The following is a 19,534-nucleotide window of genomic DNA, read 5'->3' as shown; positions in this document are numbered from 1 at the left end:
TCACTCCTAAAGGAAAAATGTTTTAATGTCATTCCATGTTACTAATATCATCACCATCAATACGAACAGGACACCAACAAGCTGAATGTTGATTTCCACCCTCTTATTGAGCGGCTTTCTGAAAATCCCTTCATACAGGACGAAAAGGATGCGTCCGCCGTCAAGTGCCGGTATCGGGAGCAGGTTCATTATGCCGAGGTTTACACTGAGTATTGCTGTAAAATTGATTAGTGTCAGGATGCCCTGGGCCGCCACTTCTTCAGTGACCTTGTATATACCCACCGGACCGTTCAGCATGTCGAATGAGAATGTTCCCTCGAATATGCTGATGAACATGTCCACCACAAGATGGAAGATCATCGTGCCCATTTCATAGGTCTGCTGTACACCCCACCATAACGGTGAAACAGTGCCGCGTTCCATTTCAGCTCCAATTCCTATGATGAGCTGGTCCACGGTCTCCCCATCCGGAAGTTCCGTCGTGTTGACCATTGGCGTCATCTCAAGTGTCCGCTCTTCGCCATCATTTTCAACAAGGATATCCAGTTCGGATTCCCCTTCATTCTGAATGATGGCAGACATGTGATCCCAGCTGTCCACTTCTGTACCGTTGATTGACAGTAGCCTGTCCCCTTCAGCGAGTCCCGCTTCTTCGGCCGGAGTCTCTTCAGCTACTGTGCCGACAACCGGGTCCTCAGTAGGTTTACCGTTTATATAGAAAAGCAGTGTGAACAGGGCAAAAGCCAGCACGAAGTTCATCGCAGGTCCTGCAAACAGTGTCAGGAACCTTGCAAGCACCGATTTCGATTCGAACCTTGCAGACCGTGGGGCTATGCGTTCAAGCTCCGAGTTCTGTACAAAGTAGGCTTCGTGTGCAAGTTTATACTCCACTTCCTCATTGTCATGAAGCCGTAAAGCTTTTACTGTCATTTTGTCCTTGATGTCAGATTCGACCACTTCCACTTCTTCAATCTGTGTGAAGTTGTGCTTGTCGTCAAGGATGATATGTGTAATCTCTTCCCTGTCATTCACCTTGAGCTGTATGCGCATGCCTGAATTCAGAGGGTTCACTTCCATGTCGTCTGCAGCCATGCGGACATACCCGCCGATCGGCAGCAGCCTCAAAGTATATTGTGTATCATTGAATTTATATGAAAAAAGTTTCGGTCCCATGCCGATAGCAAATTCAGGACACATGATGCCCGAACGTTTCGCCACAATCAAGTGCCCCAATTCGTGCACAGTCACCAGCACACCGAAAACTACTATAAATGCTAAAATGCCGGTCATTTAATCACCTCATGTCAGACTTATACAGCCGGTCGTAATACAGAATGGTTTCGAGATCCGGATTTTTAACCGGATTATGATCATCCATCCGTAATTCTACTACCTTTTCTATATCTGTAAAAGAAATTTCCCCGTCTAAAAATTTTGCCACTGCATATTCATTGGCGGCGTTCATCACCGCAGGCATCGTACCGCCGGTTCTCAGCGCATCATATGCATACTGCAGCATTTTGAACCGTTCCAGATCCATCGGTTTGAAGTTAAGCTGGGACAATTTATCCAGATCCATCGGATTATTCATCGGCAGCCGGTCCGGATGACTGAATGCAAATTGGATGGCAGTCTTCATATCTGCTGTCCCCATCTGGGCCATGATGCTATTATCTGTGAATTCCACCATGGAATGGACTGTGCTTTCACGGTGGAGTATTGTCGAAATCTGATCCACATCAGCATCAAAGAGCCATTTTGCCTCAATGACCTCGAGACCTTTATTCATCATGGTGGCGGAATCAATCGTAATTTTCCTGCCCATCGACCAGTTCGGATGATCGAGTGCCATTTCAAGTGTCACATCTGCCAGTTCTTCTCTGGATAAATCCCTGAAAGAACCGCCGCTTGCTGTCAGGATGATGCGCTTCATCTCGCTCAGCTTTTCACCGCGCAGACACTGGAAGACCGCTGAATGCTCGGAATCCACCGGAACGATTGATACACCTTTTTCCTTTGCCCTCTCCATTACTATTTCTCCGGCAGCGACGAGTGTTTCCTTATTGGCAAGCGCAATGTCTTTTCCTGATTCTATCGCGGCCAGTGTAGGCTCGAGCCCGATGCTTCCCATTATTGCAGTCAGCAGCATATCGGACTCATCACGCGCTACTGATAAAAGTCCTTCTTTACCGGATAAAAATTCAATGTCAGCATACTTGGATGCCAATGATTTTCTGTCATCATCATCCACTACGCTGACAAGGGCGGGCTTGAACGTTGTTATGATCTCTTCCAGTTTTTCTATGTTTCTGCCTGCAGAAATGCTGCAGAGCGAAAATGACTCCGGATTGTTACTGATTACTTCAAGTGCCTGGGAGCCGACGGAACCCGTGGCACCGAGTATGGATATTTTCTTCATTTATCATTCTCCTAATTTATGAGCGGTAGAATATTCATCAGAGGCAGCACGAAAATGAAACTGTCGAAACGGTCAAGTACACCACCGTGACCCGGCAGAAGCCTGCCCGAGTCCTTGACGTCAAAATGACGCTTCAATGCAGACTCGACTAAGTCACCCAGCTGTCCGAACATGCTCAGAATCATTGTCAGGATCACAAAGAGGAAGACAGATCCTCCCTGTATCCAGCCGGTTGTCCAAAACAGGACAGCAAGAAGGAGGCTGCACAGTATTCCGCCCAAAAATCCTTCGACAGTCTTGTTGGGACTGATCTGCGGCCACAGTTTCCGTCTCCCTATGGCCCGTCCGAACAGGTAGGCGCCCGTGTCTGTCACCCAGACTATGAGAAGTCCATAAAGTATGTAGATTAATCCTGCTTCACGCGTCTCATAAAAGTACATGAATCCAATACCGACATAGGCCACTGCAAGTACACAAAAGCCCATGTCCACGAATGAGAACCTGTTCTTACTCACGACGGTGAAACTGAGCATGACCAGGGCCATGACTATGATCATATCCCCCTGGAAAGCGGAAATATTCGGTGCATAATTCTCACGCGGCACCATGACAATGAACAAGGCCACCATGGACAGCATGCCCGGAATCGATAATATATGAATGCGGTTCATCTTCAATATTTCGTAAAGTGCAGTATAAGCAAGAAGATAGACTAAAATAAGCATAGGCCACGAGCCGATTACCACAAGTGGTATGAACAGCAGCAGGGCGATGATGGCTGTGATTGTTCTTGTCTTCATGTTATACCTCCTCTTCGTCCAGACCTCCGAACCTTCTTGACCGTCTCTGATACTGTGAGATCATCCCGTCCAGTTCTTCTGTTGTAAATTCCGGCCAGAATGTATTTGTGAAAAACAGTTCACTGTAGGATGACTGCCAAAGCAGGAAATTGCTCAGACGGTATTCGCCGCTCGTGCGGATCATCATTTCCGGCTCCGGAATTCCTTTGGTATACAGGTGTGCATCTACAGTATCCTGGTTGATTTCCTCTTTATCCAGGGTACCTTGCGAAACTTCCTCTGCAATTGCTTTTATGCTTCTGATCAGTTCATCACGGCCGCCATAATTCAGTGCAAATACAAGTCTCATTCCAGTATTGTCCCGGGTCTTTTCCACCGCTTCCGAAACAGCATTCACCGTGTGTTCAGGAAGTGCCTCATTATTCCCTATCGTTATCACTTTAACATTTTTCTCGATAAGTTCAGGAAGAAACGCACCAAGGAAGTCACCGGGAAGTTTCATCAGATAGCTGACTTCACTTTTCGGACGGCTCCAATTCTCTGTGGAAAAAGCATAAAGCGTCAAATACTTTATACCAATATCTGATGCATGCCTGGTTATGCGTTTGACATTCTGCATGCCTTCGTAATGGCCATTGACCCTCGGCCTGTTTCTTTGTTTGGCATATCTGCCGTTACCGTCCATTATGATTGCGATATGTTCCGGCAGCGCCTTTATCTCAGCTGATTGCTTCTGCTTCTTCCAACCAAACATGTTAATCCTCCAAAAGCATTATATTTAATAGTATACATTGATAGCAAATTGTCCTCAATCACTTTATTCTACCACAAAGAAAGGTGCATAAAAAAACAGGCAGGAAATCCCGCCTGTAAAGAATAGATTAAACTTCCAAGATATCCTTCTCTTTATCATCACACGCAGAGTCGATCTTTGTAATAAACTCATCGGTAAGCTTCTGGACATCATCATTATAGCCTCTCAGTTCATCTTCACTGATATCGCCATTCTTTTCCATGCTTTTGAATTCATCGTTGGCTTCGCGGCGGATATTACGGATTGCCACTTTAGCATTTTCGCCTTCTTTGCGTGCATCTTTGACGAATTCCTTACGGCGTTCTTCTGTCAGCTGAGGTACAGTGATACGGATCATCGTGCCGTCGCTTGTCGGATTTACACCAAGGTCAGCCTGCTGGATCGCTTTAAGCACATCATCGACAGAACCTTTGTCATAAGGCGTCACAGTGAGCATGCGCGCTTCCGGCACTGCTATACCCGCCAGTTGGTTTATTGGTGTCGGTGCACCATAGTAATCCACTGTTACACGGTCAAGCATGTTCGCATTCGCATGTCCTGTACGGATTCCTGCCAAATCACGCTGCAGGCTTTCAAGGGATTTCTGCATCTTCCCTTTTGCATCTTTCAATACTGCTTCACTCATTGTCTTTCTCTCCCATTACTTTTTGATAAACGTACCGATAGTTTCTCCTGATACAGCACGTTTGATATTACCATCTTCTGTAATCGAAAATACCACAAGCGGTATATCATTGTCCATACAAAAGGATGAAGCTGTTGCATCCATCACCTGGAGATTGTCCTGGAGCATTTCCATATAAGTCAGAGTATCGTACTTGAATGCACTGCTGTCATGTTTTGGATCCGCAGAATAAACACCGTCCACATTATTTTTACCCATAAGGATCACATCCGCCTCAACTTCTGCAGCACGGAGTGCCGCCGTAGTATCAGTGGAGAAGTAAGGGTTGCCGATACCCGCTGCAAATATGACAATGCGTCCTTTTTCGAGGTGTCTGATTGCACGTCTTCTGATGTAAGGCTCCGCCACCTGCTTCATTTCGATTGAAGTAAGCACCCGTGTTTCGCAGCCGATCTGCTCAAGACTGTCCTGAAGTGCAAGAGAATTCATCACGGTGGCAAGCATGCCCATATAATCTGCAGTTCCGCGGTCCATTCCGAGATCACTGCCGACCTTGCCGCGCCATATATTGCCGCCGCCGACGATGACTGCAATTTCAACACCAAGATCCTTGGCTTCTGAAACCTGTTCGGCTATATTTTTAATGACTACTGGATTAATGCCGAAGCCTTCATCTCCTGCTAATGCTTCTCCGCTTAATTTCAGTACGATACGATTGTATTTGGAAGTTTCAGGCATATATCTTCATCCTTATCTTTTATTGTTGAATATTCATTTAGAAAAAAAGACACCGAAGTGTCTTTTTTTATTACTTATTGACTTGACCGAGAACTTCGTCTGCGAAGTTTTCTTCTCTCTTCTCGATACCTTCTCCAACTTCAAAACGGATAAAGTCTTTAAGTGTGCCACCTTTGGATTTCAGGAACTGTTCAACAGTCTGATCTGAATCTTTTACAAACGGCTGGTCAACAATGCAGATCTCTTCGAGATATTTGCGCATTCTTCCTTCGACCATTTTGTCCACGATGTTCTCAGGTTTGCCTTCGTTGAGCGCCTGTTGCTTCAGGACTTCTTTCTCATGATCGAGCTCTTCCTGGGAGACATCGTCTTTTGAAACATATTTAGGGTTCAGCGCAGCTGCATGCATCGCTACATCTTTGGCAGCCTGCTCATCTGTAGAACCTTCAACGATTGTCAGGACACCGATGCGGCCGCCCATGTGCAGATACTCACCGAATGCATCGTTGTCTGTTTTTTCAGCAACAGCAAACCTTCTGAGAGTCAGTTTTTCACCAATCTTGGAAACCGCTTCAGTCATCACATCTTCAACTTTTTTGCCGTTCATTTCAGAAGCATTCAATGCTTCAAGGTCAGCCGGTTTAGTCTTAAGGATATGAGTCGCCATATCGTTGACCAGAGACTGGAAACTTTCGTTTCTTGCAACGAAGTCAGTTTCTGAGTTAATCTCAACGATAGCTGCCGCATTCCCTTCTGATTTAACGCCGACAAGGCCTTCCGCAGCAATGCGGTCCGCTTTTTTAGCAGCTTTTGCGATACCTTTTTCGCGAAGGTAGTCTGCAGCTTTATCGAGGTCACCGTCAGTTTCCTGAAGTGCTTTTTTGCAGTCCATCATGCCCGCACCTGTTTTTTCACGTAGTTCTTTAACCAATTTTGCTGAAATAGCCATAATTCATCCTCCTGAACTAATGTATTCATATGCAGATGGGTAAATCAACTGATCCATCTGTAAAAAAAGGTGATAAGAATAATATACTTATCACCGTTGTTTCAATCCTTATTATCTTTCGCCTGCTTCAGCAGTCTCTTCTTCAGAGCCTTCTGCCATGTCGATGTTCTGTTCTTGTGCGATTTCCTCATCAGAAACGCCTTGCTGACCTTCCAGTACAGCATCCGCCATTTTGCTTGTCATAAGTCTTACAGCACGGATTGCATCGTCGTTTGCAGGGATAACATAGTCGATTTCATCTGGGTCACAGTTAGTATCAACCATCGCAACGATTGGAATGTTAAGTTTTTTAGCTTCCATGATTGCATTGCGCTCTTTCCTAGGGTCCACGATGAAGAGTGCCTTAGGCATTTCTTTCATTTCACGGATACCGCCGAGGAATTTGTTCAAACGGTCATACTCTTTACGGAGTTCAGTAACTTCTTTTTTAGGAAGTACTTCAAAAGTTCCATCCTCTTCCATCTTTTCGATTTCAGAGATACGTTTAATACGTTTGGAGATTGTTTTGTAGTTGGTAAGAATACCACCAAGCCATCTTTCGTTTACGAAAAGTTGGCCCGCTCTTTCAGCTTCTTCTCTGATCGCTTCCTGAGCCTGTTTCTTAGTTCCCACAAACAGAACCTTGCCGCCTTCTTCGGAAATGCTTTTCACGAAGTCGTAGGCTTCCGCTACTTTCTTAACTGTTTTCTGTAGATCGATGATGTAGATGCCGTTTCTCTCAGTGAAGATGTATCTCTTCATCTTTGGATTCCAGCGGCGTGTCTGGTGACCGAAGTGTACACCAGCTTCAAGCAATTGTTTCATAGTAATAACTGCCATTGATATTTCCTCCTTGGGTTTTTCCTCCAGTACTGCTATGATGACGACCCGATCGGCACCTGTCAGCAATTGACAGTACTGTGTGTAATGGACTGTAATTCAGCCGTTAAATAATATATCATATTTCATTGTTTAAATCAAATATAAAATCAGCTTTCTTTTCTAAGTTCCGGAAGAAAGTCTTCCTTCTTAACTTTGATGAATGTGCCTTTCATGCCGAGTGATCTGGATTCGATGACGCCGGCACTCTCAAGCTTGCGCAACGCGTTTACGATCACTGAACGCGTAATTCCTACACGGTCTGCAACTTTTGAAGCAACGAGCAGGCCTTCATCCGCATTAAGTTCTTCAAAAATATGCTCGATCGCTTCTCTTTCAGAATAGGAAAGGGAACGTATCGCCATTGCAATACTTGCTTTGTCGCGTGCTTTCTTCTCGATTTCTCCCTGTTTCTCCCTAAGTACTTCCATGCCTACAACCGTGCCGGCATATTCTGCAAGGACCAGATCATCATCAGAAAACGGCTCGCTCACACGGCCGAGGATTAGTGTGCCCAGGCGCTCTCCGCCGCCGCTGATCGGGACGATGCATGTTTCTGAGTCCTGGAAGGAATCTTCTGTAGGGAATATTGTCATCGGGTCTTCGAATTTGATATTTTCGCGTGTTTCATCAATCTTCATTACCTGATTCACATATTCTTCCGGGAATCTCCGTGTTTCAAGCATTTCCCGGATACGCTGGTTCTTGATTTCGGAATTAACACCGAAGCCGAGCACCTTGCCTTTGCGGGATACGATGAATGCATTACATACCAGCACACTGCTCACAATTTCAGAAACTTCCTTAAAATCAACTTTCAGACCTTTGTTCCCTTGAATCAGTTTGTTAATCTCTCTTGTTTTTTGTAATAGACTGCTCATTCTTTTTTCTCCTTTATGTTTATAAGATAAATGCACTTAAGTTTTTATCCGATTTTATTTTGTCCAATCTTGATGTAACGTACTGACGGGTGATTTCGACATGCGCGCCCTGCATACCGCTTGCTTCAAAAAGCAGTTCTTCCAGCAGCGTTTCCAGTATGGTGTGCAGGCGTCTTGCCCCGATATCATCCGTATCCGAATTCACCTGGAACGCGATTTCTGCAAGTTCCCGTACCGCTTCATCCGTGAAGGAGATTGTGACACCTTCCGTTGACAGAAGTGCTTCATACTGTTTCAGCAGAGAACTTTTCGGTTCCCGCAGTATATTTTCAAAGTCATCCGCTTTGAGTTTATCGAGTTCGACACGGATTGGAAAACGGCCCTGCAGTTCCGGTATCAGATCACTCGGTTTTGCAACATGGAAAGCACCCGCTCCGATAAAGAGGATATGATCGGTGTTCACCGGACCGTATTTGGTCTGGATCGTGCTGCCTTCCACGATCGGCAGGATATCCCGCTGGACACCTTCACGGGAAACATCCCCGGAGTTCTGTCCGCCCTTCGCAATCTTATCCATTTCATCGATGAAAATGATTCCCATCGTTTCTGCTAGCTCAATCGCTTCGGAATTCACAGTATCAATGTCGATGATCTTTTCCGCTTCTTCACGTTTCAGATATTCCCGCGCTTTTTTAACGGGCATCGTGCGCTTGTGCTTTTTCTTCGGCATGAACTGTTTCAGCATATCCTGCATGCCGCCTTCGTCCATGCCCGGCATCATCATACCCATAGGGTTCTGGCTCTGCTCCACTTCAATCGTCACTTTTTCATCTTCAAGAAGCCCTGCCTTCAGTTTGTCGCGGAGGCTCATCCTTTTCTGGCGCACTTCATCAGTGACCTCTTCGTACTCGTCATCCCCCTGCTGGTTCATGAGCATTTCAAAGGGGTTGTTAGACTGTTTCGTGCGTTTAACTCCCGGAGCAAGCAATCCGACCAGGCGTTCTTCGGCAAGGTTCGCTGCGTCCTCCTGCACGAGTTCCATCTGTTTTTCTTTGACGATGCGGACTCCCGCTTCAACAAGATCCCGCACCATGCTCTCGACATCGCGGCCGACGTAGCCCACTTCAGTGAACTTGGTCGCTTCGACTTTGCTGAAAGGCGCACCTGTAAGTTTCGCCATACGCCTTGCTATTTCTGTTTTCCCTACTCCAGTCGGTCCAATCATCAGGATGTTTTTAGGAATCACTTCTTCTTTCAATTCATCATCCAGCTGCATCCTTCTGAATCTGTTCCGCATTGCAATCGCAACTTTGCGCTTTGCATCATTCTGTCCGATGATGTTTTCATCAAGACGCGCTGTTATCTCACGGGGAGAAAGATTCTGTTTCACTTATAGACGCTCCTTTAATAGATCGTTTCTACAATTATATTATCATTTGTGAACACGCATATTTCACTGGCAATCAACAGACTGTCGCGTGCAATTGTTTCTGCATCGAGGTTGTCCCCATGACGTTTCATTGCCCTGCCGGCACTGAGGGCAAAGTTGCCGCCGCTCCCGATTGCGAGTATGCCGTCATCCGGTTCGATGACTTCGCCGGTGCCGCTTACAAGAAGCATGGTTTCCTTGTCCATCACAATCAGCATCGCTTCGAGCTGTCTCAGGATCTTATCGCCTCTCCACTCTTTGGCAAGTTCAACGGCAGCACGCGGCAGGTTGCCGTTGTATGCATGCAGGTTGGCTTCGAATTTCTCAAATAATGTGAATGCATCTGCCACGCTGCCGGCAAAACCCGCGACCACCTTGCCGTCGAAAAGCCGCCTCACTTTACGCGCAGTATGTTTCATTACGACCTGGTTTCCCAGTGTAACCTGTCCGTCTCCGGCCATCGCCATCCTGTCCTGATGTTTGATGGCGAATATCGTTGTTCCTTTAATAGCCATTCTCTCACCTCTTACTTATTTGCTGGATGATGTTTTAAATACGTCTTCCTCAGCTGTTCCTTGGAGACGTGGGTATATCTCTGTGTTGTAGAAAGAGACTCGTGTCCGAGCAGTTCCTGCACCGCCCGGAGATCCGCACCATTATTCAGCATATGGGTCGCAAAACTGTGCCGGATCTTATGCGGGTGTATATGAAAGTCGCTCGCACTCTTCCTGACCATCATATCCAGCACATATCTTAATCCTCTTGAAGTCAGCGGGCCGTCCCTGTGGTTGACCCACAGCGCCTCACACAAACCAATCGCATCACGATGCGCCTCAATGTAATCCTGAAGTGCACGTGATGCTTTTTCCCCAAAAGGTATGACCCTTTCCTTGCCGCCTTTACCTGTAACTTTGATGATGGAATGATTGAAATCAATGTTTGTGAGTTTCAGGCTCAGCAGCTCAGACGCCCGGATTCCTGTGGCATAGAGCAATTCGAGCAGAGCCAAATCTCTTTTGTACATGCTTGAATTCCGGTCCAGACCATCAAACAGCGCATTGATTTCATTTTCGTAAAGAAAACCCGGCAAAGGCTTTTCCTGTTTCGGGTTCGGGAGGCTGCTGAATGGATTGGCAGCCACTATATTACGGTCAGACAAATAATTATAAAAGCTTCTCAATGATGATATTTTCCTGGATACCGTCGACTTCTTCAACTTATTTTCATATAGGTGATTCAGATAGTTTCTGGCATCCATATATTTAAAATTTTCTATGGAAAGTACTTCCGTTTCCAAAAATTTTTCAAATTCAAGGATATCCCTTTTATAGTTTGTGACGGTATGCATCGAAAGATTGCGCTGAAAAGTCAGCTGATCCAGAAACTGTTCAAGGTAGCGGATATCCCCACCTCCTTTATCAGAATCTTATCACAATTATAAAAAATCATACAAATGATATGCGATTCACCATAAAATAACGCTTTATCAAATCATCTCTCAGTTCCCAATGATATATTGTAAACCATTTGGATGCCGAATGCACAAAATTTAATGAATATTATTAAAACATTTTCAAAGCAAGCAAAAATACCCATATATGCATATGGGTATTGCTGATTACTCGGCTTTTTCTTCGTAGTCGCAGTTTGTACATTTGACTTTGGCACTTTTGCCTTTTTTCGCTTCCACCAGATAATGATCGCATTTCGGACAATCCCTGCCGATCGGACGGTCCCATGATATGAAGTCACATTCAGGATACTGGTCGCATCCGTAGAATATACGATTCTTCTTGGACTTTCTTTCGACCACTTCCCCGTCTTTACATTTCGGACACTTCACACCGATCGTCTTGACGATGGCTTTTGTGTTCCTGCAGTCAGGGAAGTTGGAGCATGCCATGAATTTGCCGTAGCGCCCCATTTTATAAACCATTGGCGAACCGCATTTCTCACAGTCCTCACCTGCCGGTTCATCTTTGATTTCAATCTTCTCCATCTCTTCGTCTGCACGCTCAACCTGCGGACTGAACTCTTTATAGAACTCATCTATGACTTTAACCCATGACGCATCACCTTCTGCGATATCATCAAGGCTTTTCTCCATCGTCCGCGTAAAATCCACATCGATAATATCCGGGAAGTATTCAGTCATGGACTGGTTGACGATTTCTCCGATTTCAGTCGGCATGAACCGTTTCTGATCCATTTTTACATAATTCCGTTTCTGTATCGTATCGATAGTCGGTGCATATGTGGAAGGACGGCCGATTCCTAGTTCTTCGAGCGTTTTCACGAGTCGCGCCTCTGTGAATCTCGGCGGCGGCTGTGTGAAATGCTGTTTTGGATCGATTTTGTCGGACTGGACCGTTTCCTGTTCGGCTATTTCAGGAAGACGGTTGTTCAGATCTTCTTCACCATCATCATTTCCTTCGATATAGATCTGCATGAATCCTTTGAACTTGATCGTCTGTCCGTTGCTTCTGAAGATTACCCCATTGTTGGACAGTTCCATTTTTACGGTATCCAGTATCGCCGGAGCCATGTTGCTCGCAATGAAACGGTCCCACACAAGTTTATATAATCTGTACTGGTCACGTGAGAGATACTGCTTCATATTAGCCGGCGTACGGTTGGCGGATGTCGGACGGACAGCTTCATGGGCATCCTGGCTGGATTCCGACTGTTTCGCCGATTTTTTCCGGCCCACATATTCATCACCGTATTCTTTTTGAATAAAGTCCGCAGCTTCTTTATGAGCAACAGGGGAAATCCTTGTAGAGTCTGTTCTCATATATGTGATCAGTCCTACTGTACCCTCGCGCTTGATGTCGATCCCTTCATAAAGCTGCTGTGCAACCATCATCGTCTTGCGTGCTTTGAAGTTCAGCTTGCGGGCCGCCTCCTGCTGCAGCGATGAAGTTGTAAACGGCTGTGCGGGATGTCTCTTTTTCTCTTTCTTTTCGACAGAATCTACATTAAAATCATTTCCATCGAGCTGGGCGAGGACTTTGTCCACGTCCTCTTTGGTCTTCAATTTGACCTTCTCTTTTTCAAGCCGGTTGAACTTGCCTTCAAAACTGCTCCGTCCATATTTGAACTGTCCGGTGATCGTCCAGTACTCTTCCGGCTCGAAGTTGCGTATTTCATTTTCACGGTCAATCACCAGTCTGAGTGCGACGGATTGGACACGGCCGGCTGACAGGCCTTTTTTCACTTTCTTCCATAGTACTGGAGAAATGTTGTAGCCAACAAGGCGGTCCAGAATTCGTCTGGCCTGCTGGGCGTCCACCAGCTGCTGATTGATTTCACTTGGATGTTTGAAACTTTCTTTGACTGCGTCTTTTGTTATTTCGTTGAATACGACTCTGTAATAGTCCTTATCATCACCAAGTGCATGGCTCAAATGCCAGGCAATTGCTTCACCTTCGCGGTCCGGGTCACTGGCCAGGTATATTTTCTTCGCTTTTTTGGCTTCTTTCTTCAGATCTTTAAGAAGAGGACCTTTACCGCGAATCGTAATGTATTTAGGCTCGTAATTATTTTCTGTATCTATCCCCGTTTGACTGCGAGGCAAATCTCGAACATGTCCCATCGAAGCAACGACTTTATATCGTTTGCCCAAATATTTCTCGATGGTTTTGGCTTTGGCCGGTGATTCGACAATAACCAAATTATCTGCCATTATCGACTGCCTCCTTTTTTCTTGTCTTTTCAAATCCAAATAATACAGTGAACTAAAATTGTTTGTCAACTATAATAGACTTTAATTTTTCAGTGGATGATGAAATTTCAAAGGAAAAATCTTCTAAAATGTCCTCCGCTCCGAGGACCGGCTTTGCACCTTCCTGCACTCTTAAATTTGTTCCCTTCGACAATTTTGAAGTGATGTTTCCAGGGATGCAATAAGCAATTCTGTTTTCATTCAAAGCCATATCCAAAGTGATCAGACTGCCACTTTTCTCTTCCGCCTCTGTTACCAGCACACCTTTTGAGAGTCCTGATATGATGCGGTTTCTTGCTATGAATTTCCATTTATCAATACCGCTGTGCGGTGGATATTCACTGATTACCAGATGTTCCCTTTCCATTATTTTTCTTAATTTCTTTGTGGTTGCAGGATAGTGGAAATCAAAACCGAAGGCGAGCACACCGATCGTTTTTATCCCCGAACTTATCGAAATATTATGCGCCATTTCATCAGCTCCGTATGCAAGCCCTGAAATAATTGAAATTTTATTTTTAAAATGAGGTAAAATGTCTGATAATACCATCCTGGAATAGCTGGTCGCCTTTCTGCTTCCGACAACACCCAGCAGCGGATTTTTCAATATTTCCAACTCTCCCCGGCAGTAAAGTATGTAGGGTGGATCATACGTTTCTTTTAAGTTCACGGGATAGGCTTCATCTTCGATTGTAATGACGGAAATATTCTTTTCCTCCATGTTTTTTCTCAGAAATTCTTCGTTCAGCTGATTGGAATAATTCAGTTTTTCTGCCAGCTTCGCCCTGTCAATCCTGTTGGTATTACCGGTTAAAGCAGCATATTCGTGCGGGGTGATTCCAGCATAACTCATAGAAAGCAGATTCATTTTCTTCCTCCTGACGTCTTTTCTCATATGTATATTATAGAAGAAAAAGAATTGGTTTCAGATTAATGTTCTGGTACATTTACTGGCAATAAAAGTAAAAAGGAGGAGAAATCCATGAAGGATTCTCCTCTTTTTATATCACATCTTTGATTTATATGACATTTACTTTACAGTCAGGCATTTTTCATACAGCCCGTCTTCTTTTTTGATGCGGGAGATGAGTGTCTCGCCGATTTCAGAAGGCGTATCTGCCGTTTCGATGCCGCATGCGTTCATTGTCTTGATCTTCTCATCCGCAGTACCTTTGCCGCCTGAGATGATTGCACCGGCATGGCCCATGCGTTTTCCCGGAGGCGCTGTTACACCGCCGATGAAGCCCACTACAGGTTTGGTCATATTTTCTTTGACCCACTCTGCAGCTTCTTCTTCTGCAGTACCGCCGATTTCACCGATCATTACAACGGCATATGTTTCTGGATCCTCATTGAATGCTTTGAGGGAATCGATGAAGTCTGTTCCATTCACAGGGTCTCCGCCGATACCGACAGCAGTCGTCTGTCCGATGCCTTCTTCTGTAAGCTGATGTACAGCTTCGTAAGTCAATGTACCGGAACGGCTGACAACGCCTACATGGCCTTTTTTGTGAATATAGCCCGGCATGATGCCGATTTTACATTCGTCGGCTGTAATTACACCCGGACAGTTAGGACCTACAAGACGTGTCTTTTTGTCTTCGAGGTAGCGCTTGACTTTAACCATGTCAAGTACAGGGATATGTTCTGTAATACAGATTGCCATATCAAGTTCTGCATCTGCAGCCTCGACGATCGCATCCGCTGCGAATGGTGCCGGAACATAGATTACAGAGACGTTTGCACCTGTTGCTTCTTTTGCTTCTTCAACAGTATTGTAGACAGGCACACCTTCAACTTCCTGACCGCCCTTGCCAGGTGTTACGCCGGCAACGATTTTCGTACCGTATTCGATCATCTGTTTCGTATGAAATAGTGCAGTTGAACCTGTTATACCTTGTACCAATACTTTCGTATCTTTATCGATAAATACACCCACAGTAGATTCCTCCGTTATTATTTATTTTGGTTGACCGCTTCAATGATTTTTTGAGCGCCTTCCGCCATAGTGCTTGCAGGGATGATGTCAAAGTCTGAATTATCGAGGATTTCTTTGCCTCTCTCAACATTTGTACCTTCAAGACGGACGACAAGCGGAATTTCAAGACCGACGTTCTTAACTGCTTCTACGACACCTTCAGCAATGACATCACATTTCATGATTCCGCCGAAAATGTTTACGAAGATTCCCTGAACACCTTCATCACCAAGGATGATTTTGAATGCTTCAGTAACCTTCTCAGTCGTCGCGCCGCCCCCTACGTCCAGGAAGTTGGCAGGATTTCCACCGAAGTGGTTGATAGTGTCCATAGTCGCCATTGCAAGACCGGCACCGTTGACCATGCAGCCGATGTTTCCATCAAGAGCAACGTATGAAAGATCATATTTGGAAGCCTGGATTTCTTTTGGATCCTCTTCATCGAGGTCACGGAGTTCTACAACATCTTTGTTGCGGAACAATGCGTTCTCGTCAAAGTTGACTTTCGCATCCAATGCAAGGACTTCTCCCTCACCAGTAGATACGAGCGGGTTAATTTCCATGATTGCACAATCTTTCTCAGTGAATACTTTATATAGAGAAAGCATGAGTTTAGCCGCTTTATTAACGGACTCTTTAGGGATGTTGATGTTGAATGCAAGACGTTTCGCCTGGTACGGCATCAGGCCGACTACAGGATCGATAACTTCTTTGAAGATCTTTTCCGGTGTCTTTTCAGCTACTTCCTCGATTTCCGTACCGCCTTCTTCAGACCCCATCAGAACGACGCGGTCAGTTGCACGGTCGATTACGAAACCGATGTAGTATTCATTCTGGATATCGCAGCCTTCTTCGATAAGAAGCCGTTTGACTTCTTTACCTTCAGGGCCGGTCTGATGTGTAACAAGAACTTTGCCGAGCAGTTCCTTGGCATATTCCCTTACTTCATCAATTGATTTAGCGATTTTAACACCGCCGGCTTTTCCCCGTCCACCTGCGTGGATTTGGGCTTTTACGACATACACATCAGAATCGAGCGTTTTTGCAACGTCCACTGCTTCCTCAGGTGTATATGCAACGCTGCCGTTAGGCACAGCTACGCCCATGGAGCGAAAAATTTCTTTCCCTTGATACTCATGGATATTCATGTTCATCCTCCTAAGACTTTTTTAAACCTTACCACTCAATTATAGAAAAGGATTTCATCAAAGTAAACTGAAGAAATCAAATTATTGTTTAAGAATCAAACTTTTCACCGGTTCGAATGTTTTCCGGTGCACCGGCAAGACTCCGTATTTTTCCAAACCTGCCAGATGTTCTCTCGTCCCATAGCCTTTATGATTCGAAAAATGATACCCGGGATACTGTGCGTCATAATCCTTCATCATCATGTCCCGCGTGGTTTTAGCGATGACGCTCGCTGCTGCTATGGAAACAGAATTCGCATCCCCTTTTATGATCGGCGTCTCATCAATGCCCATATCAATGGTCATCGCATCCACCAGCAGGTGGCCGGGCGTGAGGTTCAGATTGTCCACGGCGCGCCGCATCGCAAGCTTTGAGGCTTCATAAATATTCAGTTTATCAATCTCCTCGACACTTGCGATGCCGATACCGTAATCCGCTTCCCGCATGATGATCTCCCTGAATGCTTCGCGCTTTTCAAGTGAAAGTTTCTTTGAGTCATCGAGCCCCGGCAATAAAAATCCGTCAGGCAGTATCACCGCAGCAGCCACCACCTCTCCGGCAATCGGACCCCGTCCTGCTTCGTCAACTCCCGCGATGTATCTGCATCCCGGTTTGAGATTCTGCTCGTAGCTGCTCATCTTTTCGTATTTATCGAGCAGTTTCTGCTCTTTTGCTATTCTCCGCTTTTGTTTTTCAATCGCATTTACGACACCTTTTCTTGCATCGGCCCCGTAACCGCACTTTTCAATCTCTTCAAGGGTGCCGAGGCGGGCGATCTCTTCGGCGATTTCCCATACAGATTTCAATCATTCCACCGTCCGATCGAATGTATAACGTCCGATTTTCGCATTTCTGATATCGTAGATGATACGGTTTGTGACTGCTTCATAATTAATTTCATTCCCGCCCGCTTTGAGTCCGCGGGATCTGCCGATTGATTCATAAATCTCGACAATATCAGAATCCGGACCGGCGTCCACATTGTAGAATCCGTTGAAAGTCTCCCTGTCATGCTCAAGCAGGAAGTTCATGCCGTAGATCGCCACTTCGTCCAAAGGGACTACACGATCTGTGATTGCCCCGGTGAGCGAGAGTTTTTTACCGGTTTCCTCATCCTCGAACTTCGGCCACAGTATACCCGGCGTATCCAGGAGCTCCATGCGTGTACCCGCCTTGATCCACTGCTGGCGTTTCGTCACTCCCGGCGTATTTCCGGTCTGTGCTACCTTCTTCTTCGCAATATTATTGATGACAGTCGATTTGCCGACATTTGGAATACCGATGATCATCGCCCGGATGGCTCTGCGGTTAATGCCTTTACGTTCCATCTTCTCAAACATTTCCCGGGTTGCCTCGACCGCAAGCGGCTCGATTTTGCGGATGATCTGATTATCCCGTCCGTTGATTGCAACCGGATGCTTCCCTTCTTTCTGAAACTTTGAAATCCATGATTTCGTCTCACTTTCACTTGCCATGTCTTTTTTATTCAGAATGACGACTCTCGGCTTATCTTTTGTCACTTCATCGAGCATAGGGTTGTGGCTTGAAGCCGGAATCCGTGCATCCAGTATTTCGATGACAACATCAATCTTCTTCAAATTCTCTTCTATTTCCCTGCGCGCTTTGGCCATATGGCCCGGGAACCAGTTTATACTCATTGTCTTCACTTCCGTTCCTTATAGTTCATTAATTCATTTTCATATTATATAATACAATCACCATTTAATAAATCATCAGGAGGTGGAGATATGTTATCAATCATTGTCCCTGTACTGAATGAATCGCAGAACATACCTGTTCTGCATGATGAAATCCAGGCGGTGATGCGGGTTCTGGAAAGAGATTATGAGATCATTTTCATCGATGACGGATCGACAGATGATACACTGGAGAAGATCAAGGACATACATGACCCGAATATCAAGTTCATTTCCTTCTCCAGAAACTTCGGCAAGGAAGCTGCAATCATCGCCGGCCTTGAAAAAGCCCGGGGGGAAGCGGCCATCCTCATGGATGGCGACCTGCAGCATCCGCCTTCCCTGATCACGGAAATGGCCGCGCACTTCGAAGCGGGATATGACCAGGTGATTGCCAAGCGTAATAAGACAGGCGAGCCTCTGATGAGGCGCATTCCGGCAAATATGTTCTACAGGGTGATGAACAGCACCAGCACTGTCCGGCTCGTCGACGGGGAAGGTGATTTCCGCCTGATCTCCCGCAAAGTGATTGATGCCATACTGCTGCTCAGTGAAAATAACCGCTTCTCCAAAGGTATTTTCGAATGGGTGGGATTCAATAAGAAAGTCATTGAATTCAACCATGTCGACCGTTCGTCGGGAAAATCAGGGTTCAACCCGCTGAAACTCGTCGATTACGCAATCGACGGCATCAGTGCGTATAATCACAGACCGCTGCGCCTCTGCTTCCATCTGGGCCTGATCGTCCTTCTGATATCCTTTGCATATATTCTGTATATCTTTGTTAACATTATGATATCCGGCGTGGATGAACCCGGCTACTTTACAATCATTGCCAGTCTGCTCCTGCTCGGCAGCGTGCAGTTGTTCTCCCTCGGCATCATCGGGGAATACATCGGCCGGATATACATCGAAACCAAAAACAGGCCGAACTTCATCGTCCGCGAACAATCGGATTTTGAGACCCGGCAAAAGGAAAATTTCCATGAGACCAAGTAGCTTCAATAATGAATTTTCACGCTTCATCATCATCGGCCTTTTGAATACATTGAATTATTATGTAATCTATACTGCATTTCTATGGTCCGGATTGCCCTATATGCTGTCGCACCTTGGCGGTTTCGTACTGGCGTTCATCATCTCATACTTTTTAAACTGCCATTTCGTCTACAGGGTAAGACCAGCCTGGTCCAGTTTTTTGAAGTTCCCGCTTACCCAGGTGGTCAATATGGGCATGCAGACTCTGCTGCTGTTCGTGTTTGTCGGCATATTCAGCTGGAATGAAATTATAGCACCCCTGCCGGTGCTGATTGTCACCGTTCCGGTAACATATACAATTACCCGGTGGGTACTCAAGGATGAAGAGGTTTGAAA

General features: G+C 45.6%; 20 protein-coding genes. 2 read left to right on the top strand and 18 right to left on the bottom strand.

The annotated features are described in order from the left end of the window. Positions 1 to 6 precede the first annotated feature (6 nt). The 18 genes from rseP to ylqF form a co-directional block, all read right to left on the bottom strand. Positions 7 to 1,290: an RIP metalloprotease RseP gene (gene rseP, locus BM271_RS02030; protein WP_046789975.1), complete on the bottom strand. Its 1,284-nt coding sequence runs from the start codon at positions 1,288 to 1,290 to the stop codon at positions 7 to 9. A 4-nt stretch (positions 1,291 to 1,294) separates the two neighbouring features. Further along, positions 1,295 to 2,419, bottom strand: a complete 1,125-nt coding sequence (gene dxr / locus BM271_RS02025; protein ID WP_046789974.1) for a 1-deoxy-D-xylulose-5-phosphate reductoisomerase — start codon at positions 2,417 to 2,419, stop codon at positions 1,295 to 1,297. 11 nt (positions 2,420 to 2,430) lie between these two features. Beyond that, positions 2,431 to 3,219: a phosphatidate cytidylyltransferase gene (locus BM271_RS02020; protein ID WP_046789973.1), complete on the bottom strand. Its 789-nt coding sequence runs from the start codon at positions 3,217 to 3,219 to the stop codon at positions 2,431 to 2,433. A gap of 1 nt (position 3,220) precedes the next feature. Further along, a complete protein-coding gene (locus BM271_RS02015; protein ID WP_046789972.1) occupies positions 3,221 to 3,973 on the bottom strand; it encodes an isoprenyl transferase in 753 nt (250 codons plus the stop codon). Between the two features lie 127 nt (positions 3,974 to 4,100). Next, entirely contained in the window at positions 4,101 to 4,658 is a 558-nt protein-coding gene (gene frr / locus BM271_RS02010) for a ribosome recycling factor (RefSeq protein WP_046789971.1), read from the bottom strand. Between the two features lie 15 nt (positions 4,659 to 4,673). After that, a complete protein-coding gene (gene pyrH, locus BM271_RS02005; RefSeq protein ID WP_046789970.1) occupies positions 4,674 to 5,396 on the bottom strand; it encodes a UMP kinase in 723 nt (240 codons plus the stop codon). A 70-nt stretch (positions 5,397 to 5,466) separates the two neighbouring features. After that, on the bottom strand, positions 5,467 to 6,345 hold the full coding sequence (gene tsf / locus BM271_RS02000) for a translation elongation factor Ts (protein ID WP_046789969.1): 879 nt from the start codon (positions 6,343 to 6,345) through the stop codon (positions 5,467 to 5,469). A gap of 111 nt (positions 6,346 to 6,456) precedes the next feature. Further along, positions 6,457 to 7,224 (bottom strand): 30S ribosomal protein S2, encoded by a 768-nt coding sequence (rpsB, locus tag BM271_RS01995; protein ID WP_046789968.1) that lies wholly within the window; start codon positions 7,222 to 7,224, stop codon positions 6,457 to 6,459. Between the two features lie 149 nt (positions 7,225 to 7,373). Beyond that, entirely contained in the window at positions 7,374 to 8,144 is a 771-nt protein-coding gene (gene codY, locus BM271_RS01990) for a GTP-sensing pleiotropic transcriptional regulator CodY (protein ID WP_046789967.1), read from the bottom strand. A gap of 19 nt (positions 8,145 to 8,163) precedes the next feature. Beyond that, complete coding sequence (gene hslU / locus BM271_RS01985) at positions 8,164 to 9,534, bottom strand: ATP-dependent protease ATPase subunit HslU (protein WP_046789966.1); 1,371 nt, start codon at positions 9,532 to 9,534, stop codon at positions 8,164 to 8,166. 14 nt (positions 9,535 to 9,548) lie between these two features. Further along, positions 9,549 to 10,088, bottom strand: coding sequence for an ATP-dependent protease subunit HslV (gene hslV, locus BM271_RS01980; RefSeq protein ID WP_046789965.1), 540 nt, complete (start codon positions 10,086 to 10,088; stop codon positions 9,549 to 9,551). An 11-nt stretch (positions 10,089 to 10,099) separates the two neighbouring features. After that, positions 10,100 to 10,975 carry a tyrosine recombinase XerC gene (gene xerC, locus BM271_RS01975; protein WP_046789964.1) on the bottom strand — a complete coding sequence of 292 codons (876 nt, stop codon included), beginning with the start codon at positions 10,973 to 10,975 and terminating at the stop codon, positions 10,100 to 10,102. 216 nt (positions 10,976 to 11,191) lie between these two features. Beyond that, positions 11,192 to 13,258, bottom strand: coding sequence for a type I DNA topoisomerase (topA, locus tag BM271_RS01970; protein ID WP_046789963.1), 2,067 nt, complete (start codon positions 13,256 to 13,258; stop codon positions 11,192 to 11,194). Positions 13,259 to 13,310: 52 nt separating this feature from the next. Beyond that, positions 13,311 to 14,165: a DNA-processing protein DprA gene (gene dprA / locus BM271_RS01965; RefSeq protein WP_046789962.1), complete on the bottom strand. Its 855-nt coding sequence runs from the start codon at positions 14,163 to 14,165 to the stop codon at positions 13,311 to 13,313. 162 nt (positions 14,166 to 14,327) lie between these two features. Continuing rightward, positions 14,328 to 15,236 carry a succinate--CoA ligase subunit alpha gene (gene sucD / locus BM271_RS01960; protein WP_046789961.1) on the bottom strand — a complete coding sequence of 303 codons (909 nt, stop codon included), beginning with the start codon at positions 15,234 to 15,236 and terminating at the stop codon, positions 14,328 to 14,330. Between the two features lie 17 nt (positions 15,237 to 15,253). After that, positions 15,254 to 16,423 carry an ADP-forming succinate--CoA ligase subunit beta gene (sucC, locus tag BM271_RS01955; RefSeq protein ID WP_046789960.1) on the bottom strand — a complete coding sequence of 390 codons (1,170 nt, stop codon included), beginning with the start codon at positions 16,421 to 16,423 and terminating at the stop codon, positions 15,254 to 15,256. Positions 16,424 to 16,504: 81 nt separating this feature from the next. After that, a complete protein-coding gene (locus BM271_RS01950) occupies positions 16,505 to 17,269 on the bottom strand; it encodes a ribonuclease HII (protein ID WP_046789959.1) in 765 nt (254 codons plus the stop codon). Beyond that, positions 17,270 to 18,121 (bottom strand): ribosome biogenesis GTPase YlqF, encoded by an 852-nt coding sequence (ylqF, locus tag BM271_RS01945; protein WP_046789958.1) that lies wholly within the window; start codon positions 18,119 to 18,121, stop codon positions 17,270 to 17,272. Between the two features lie 90 nt (positions 18,122 to 18,211). On the opposite strand from ylqF, the gene BM271_RS01940 reads away from it, so the two are divergent. After that, a complete protein-coding gene (locus BM271_RS01940) occupies positions 18,212 to 19,159 on the top strand; it encodes a glycosyltransferase family 2 protein (RefSeq protein ID WP_046789957.1) in 948 nt (315 codons plus the stop codon). Further along, a complete protein-coding gene (locus tag BM271_RS01935; protein ID WP_046789956.1) occupies positions 19,146 to 19,532 on the top strand; it encodes a GtrA family protein in 387 nt (128 codons plus the stop codon). Before BM271_RS01940 ends, BM271_RS01935 begins: the two co-directional genes overlap by 14 nt. Positions 19,533 to 19,534: the final 2 nt, after the last annotated feature.

This window comes from Salinicoccus halodurans (assembly GCF_900114445.1).
GTDB classification, from domain to species: domain Bacteria; phylum Bacillota; class Bacilli; order Staphylococcales; family Salinicoccaceae; genus Salinicoccus; species Salinicoccus halodurans.
The sequence above is the reverse complement of the archived record's forward strand: the minus strand, read 5'-3'. Positions and strand labels throughout refer to the sequence as shown.

Coding starts and splice junctions, on each gene's coding strand:
- rseP (WP_046789975.1), bottom strand. CDS start 1,290: ATGACCGGCATTTTAGCATTTATAGTAGTTTTCGGTGTGCTGGTGACT.
- dxr (WP_046789974.1), bottom strand. CDS start 2,419: ATGAAGAAAATATCCATACTCGGTGCCACGGGTTCCGTCGGCTCCCAG.
- BM271_RS02020 (WP_046789973.1), bottom strand. CDS start 3,219: ATGAAGACAAGAACAATCACAGCCATCATCGCCCTGCTGCTGTTCATA.
- BM271_RS02015 (WP_046789972.1), bottom strand. CDS start 3,973: ATGTTTGGTTGGAAGAAGCAGAAGCAATCAGCTGAGATAAAGGCGCTG.
- frr (WP_046789971.1), bottom strand. CDS start 4,658: ATGAGTGAAGCAGTATTGAAAGATGCAAAAGGGAAGATGCAGAAATCC.
- pyrH (WP_046789970.1), bottom strand. CDS start 5,396: ATGCCTGAAACTTCCAAATACAATCGTATCGTACTGAAATTAAGCGGA.
- tsf (WP_046789969.1), bottom strand. CDS start 6,345: ATGGCTATTTCAGCAAAATTGGTTAAAGAACTACGTGAAAAAACAGGT.
- rpsB (WP_046789968.1), bottom strand. CDS start 7,224: ATGGCAGTTATTACTATGAAACAATTGCTTGAAGCTGGTGTACACTTC.
- codY (WP_046789967.1), bottom strand. CDS start 8,144: ATGAGCAGTCTATTACAAAAAACAAGAGAGATTAACAAACTGATTCAA.
- hslV (WP_046789965.1), bottom strand. CDS start 10,088: ATGGCTATTAAAGGAACAACGATATTCGCCATCAAACATCAGGACAGG.
- topA (WP_046789963.1), bottom strand. CDS start 13,258: ATGGCAGATAATTTGGTTATTGTCGAATCACCGGCCAAAGCCAAAACC.
- dprA (WP_046789962.1), bottom strand. CDS start 14,165: ATGAATCTGCTTTCTATGAGTTATGCTGGAATCACCCCGCACGAATAT.
- sucC (WP_046789960.1), bottom strand. CDS start 16,423: ATGAATATCCATGAGTATCAAGGGAAAGAAATTTTTCGCTCCATGGGC.
- ylqF (WP_046789958.1), bottom strand. CDS start 18,121: ATGAGTATAAACTGGTTCCCGGGCCATATGGCCAAAGCGCGCAGGGAA.
- BM271_RS01940 (WP_046789957.1), top strand. CDS start 18,212: ATGTTATCAATCATTGTCCCTGTACTGAATGAATCGCAGAACATACCT.
- BM271_RS01935 (WP_046789956.1), top strand. CDS start 19,146: ATGAGACCAAGTAGCTTCAATAATGAATTTTCACGCTTCATCATCATC.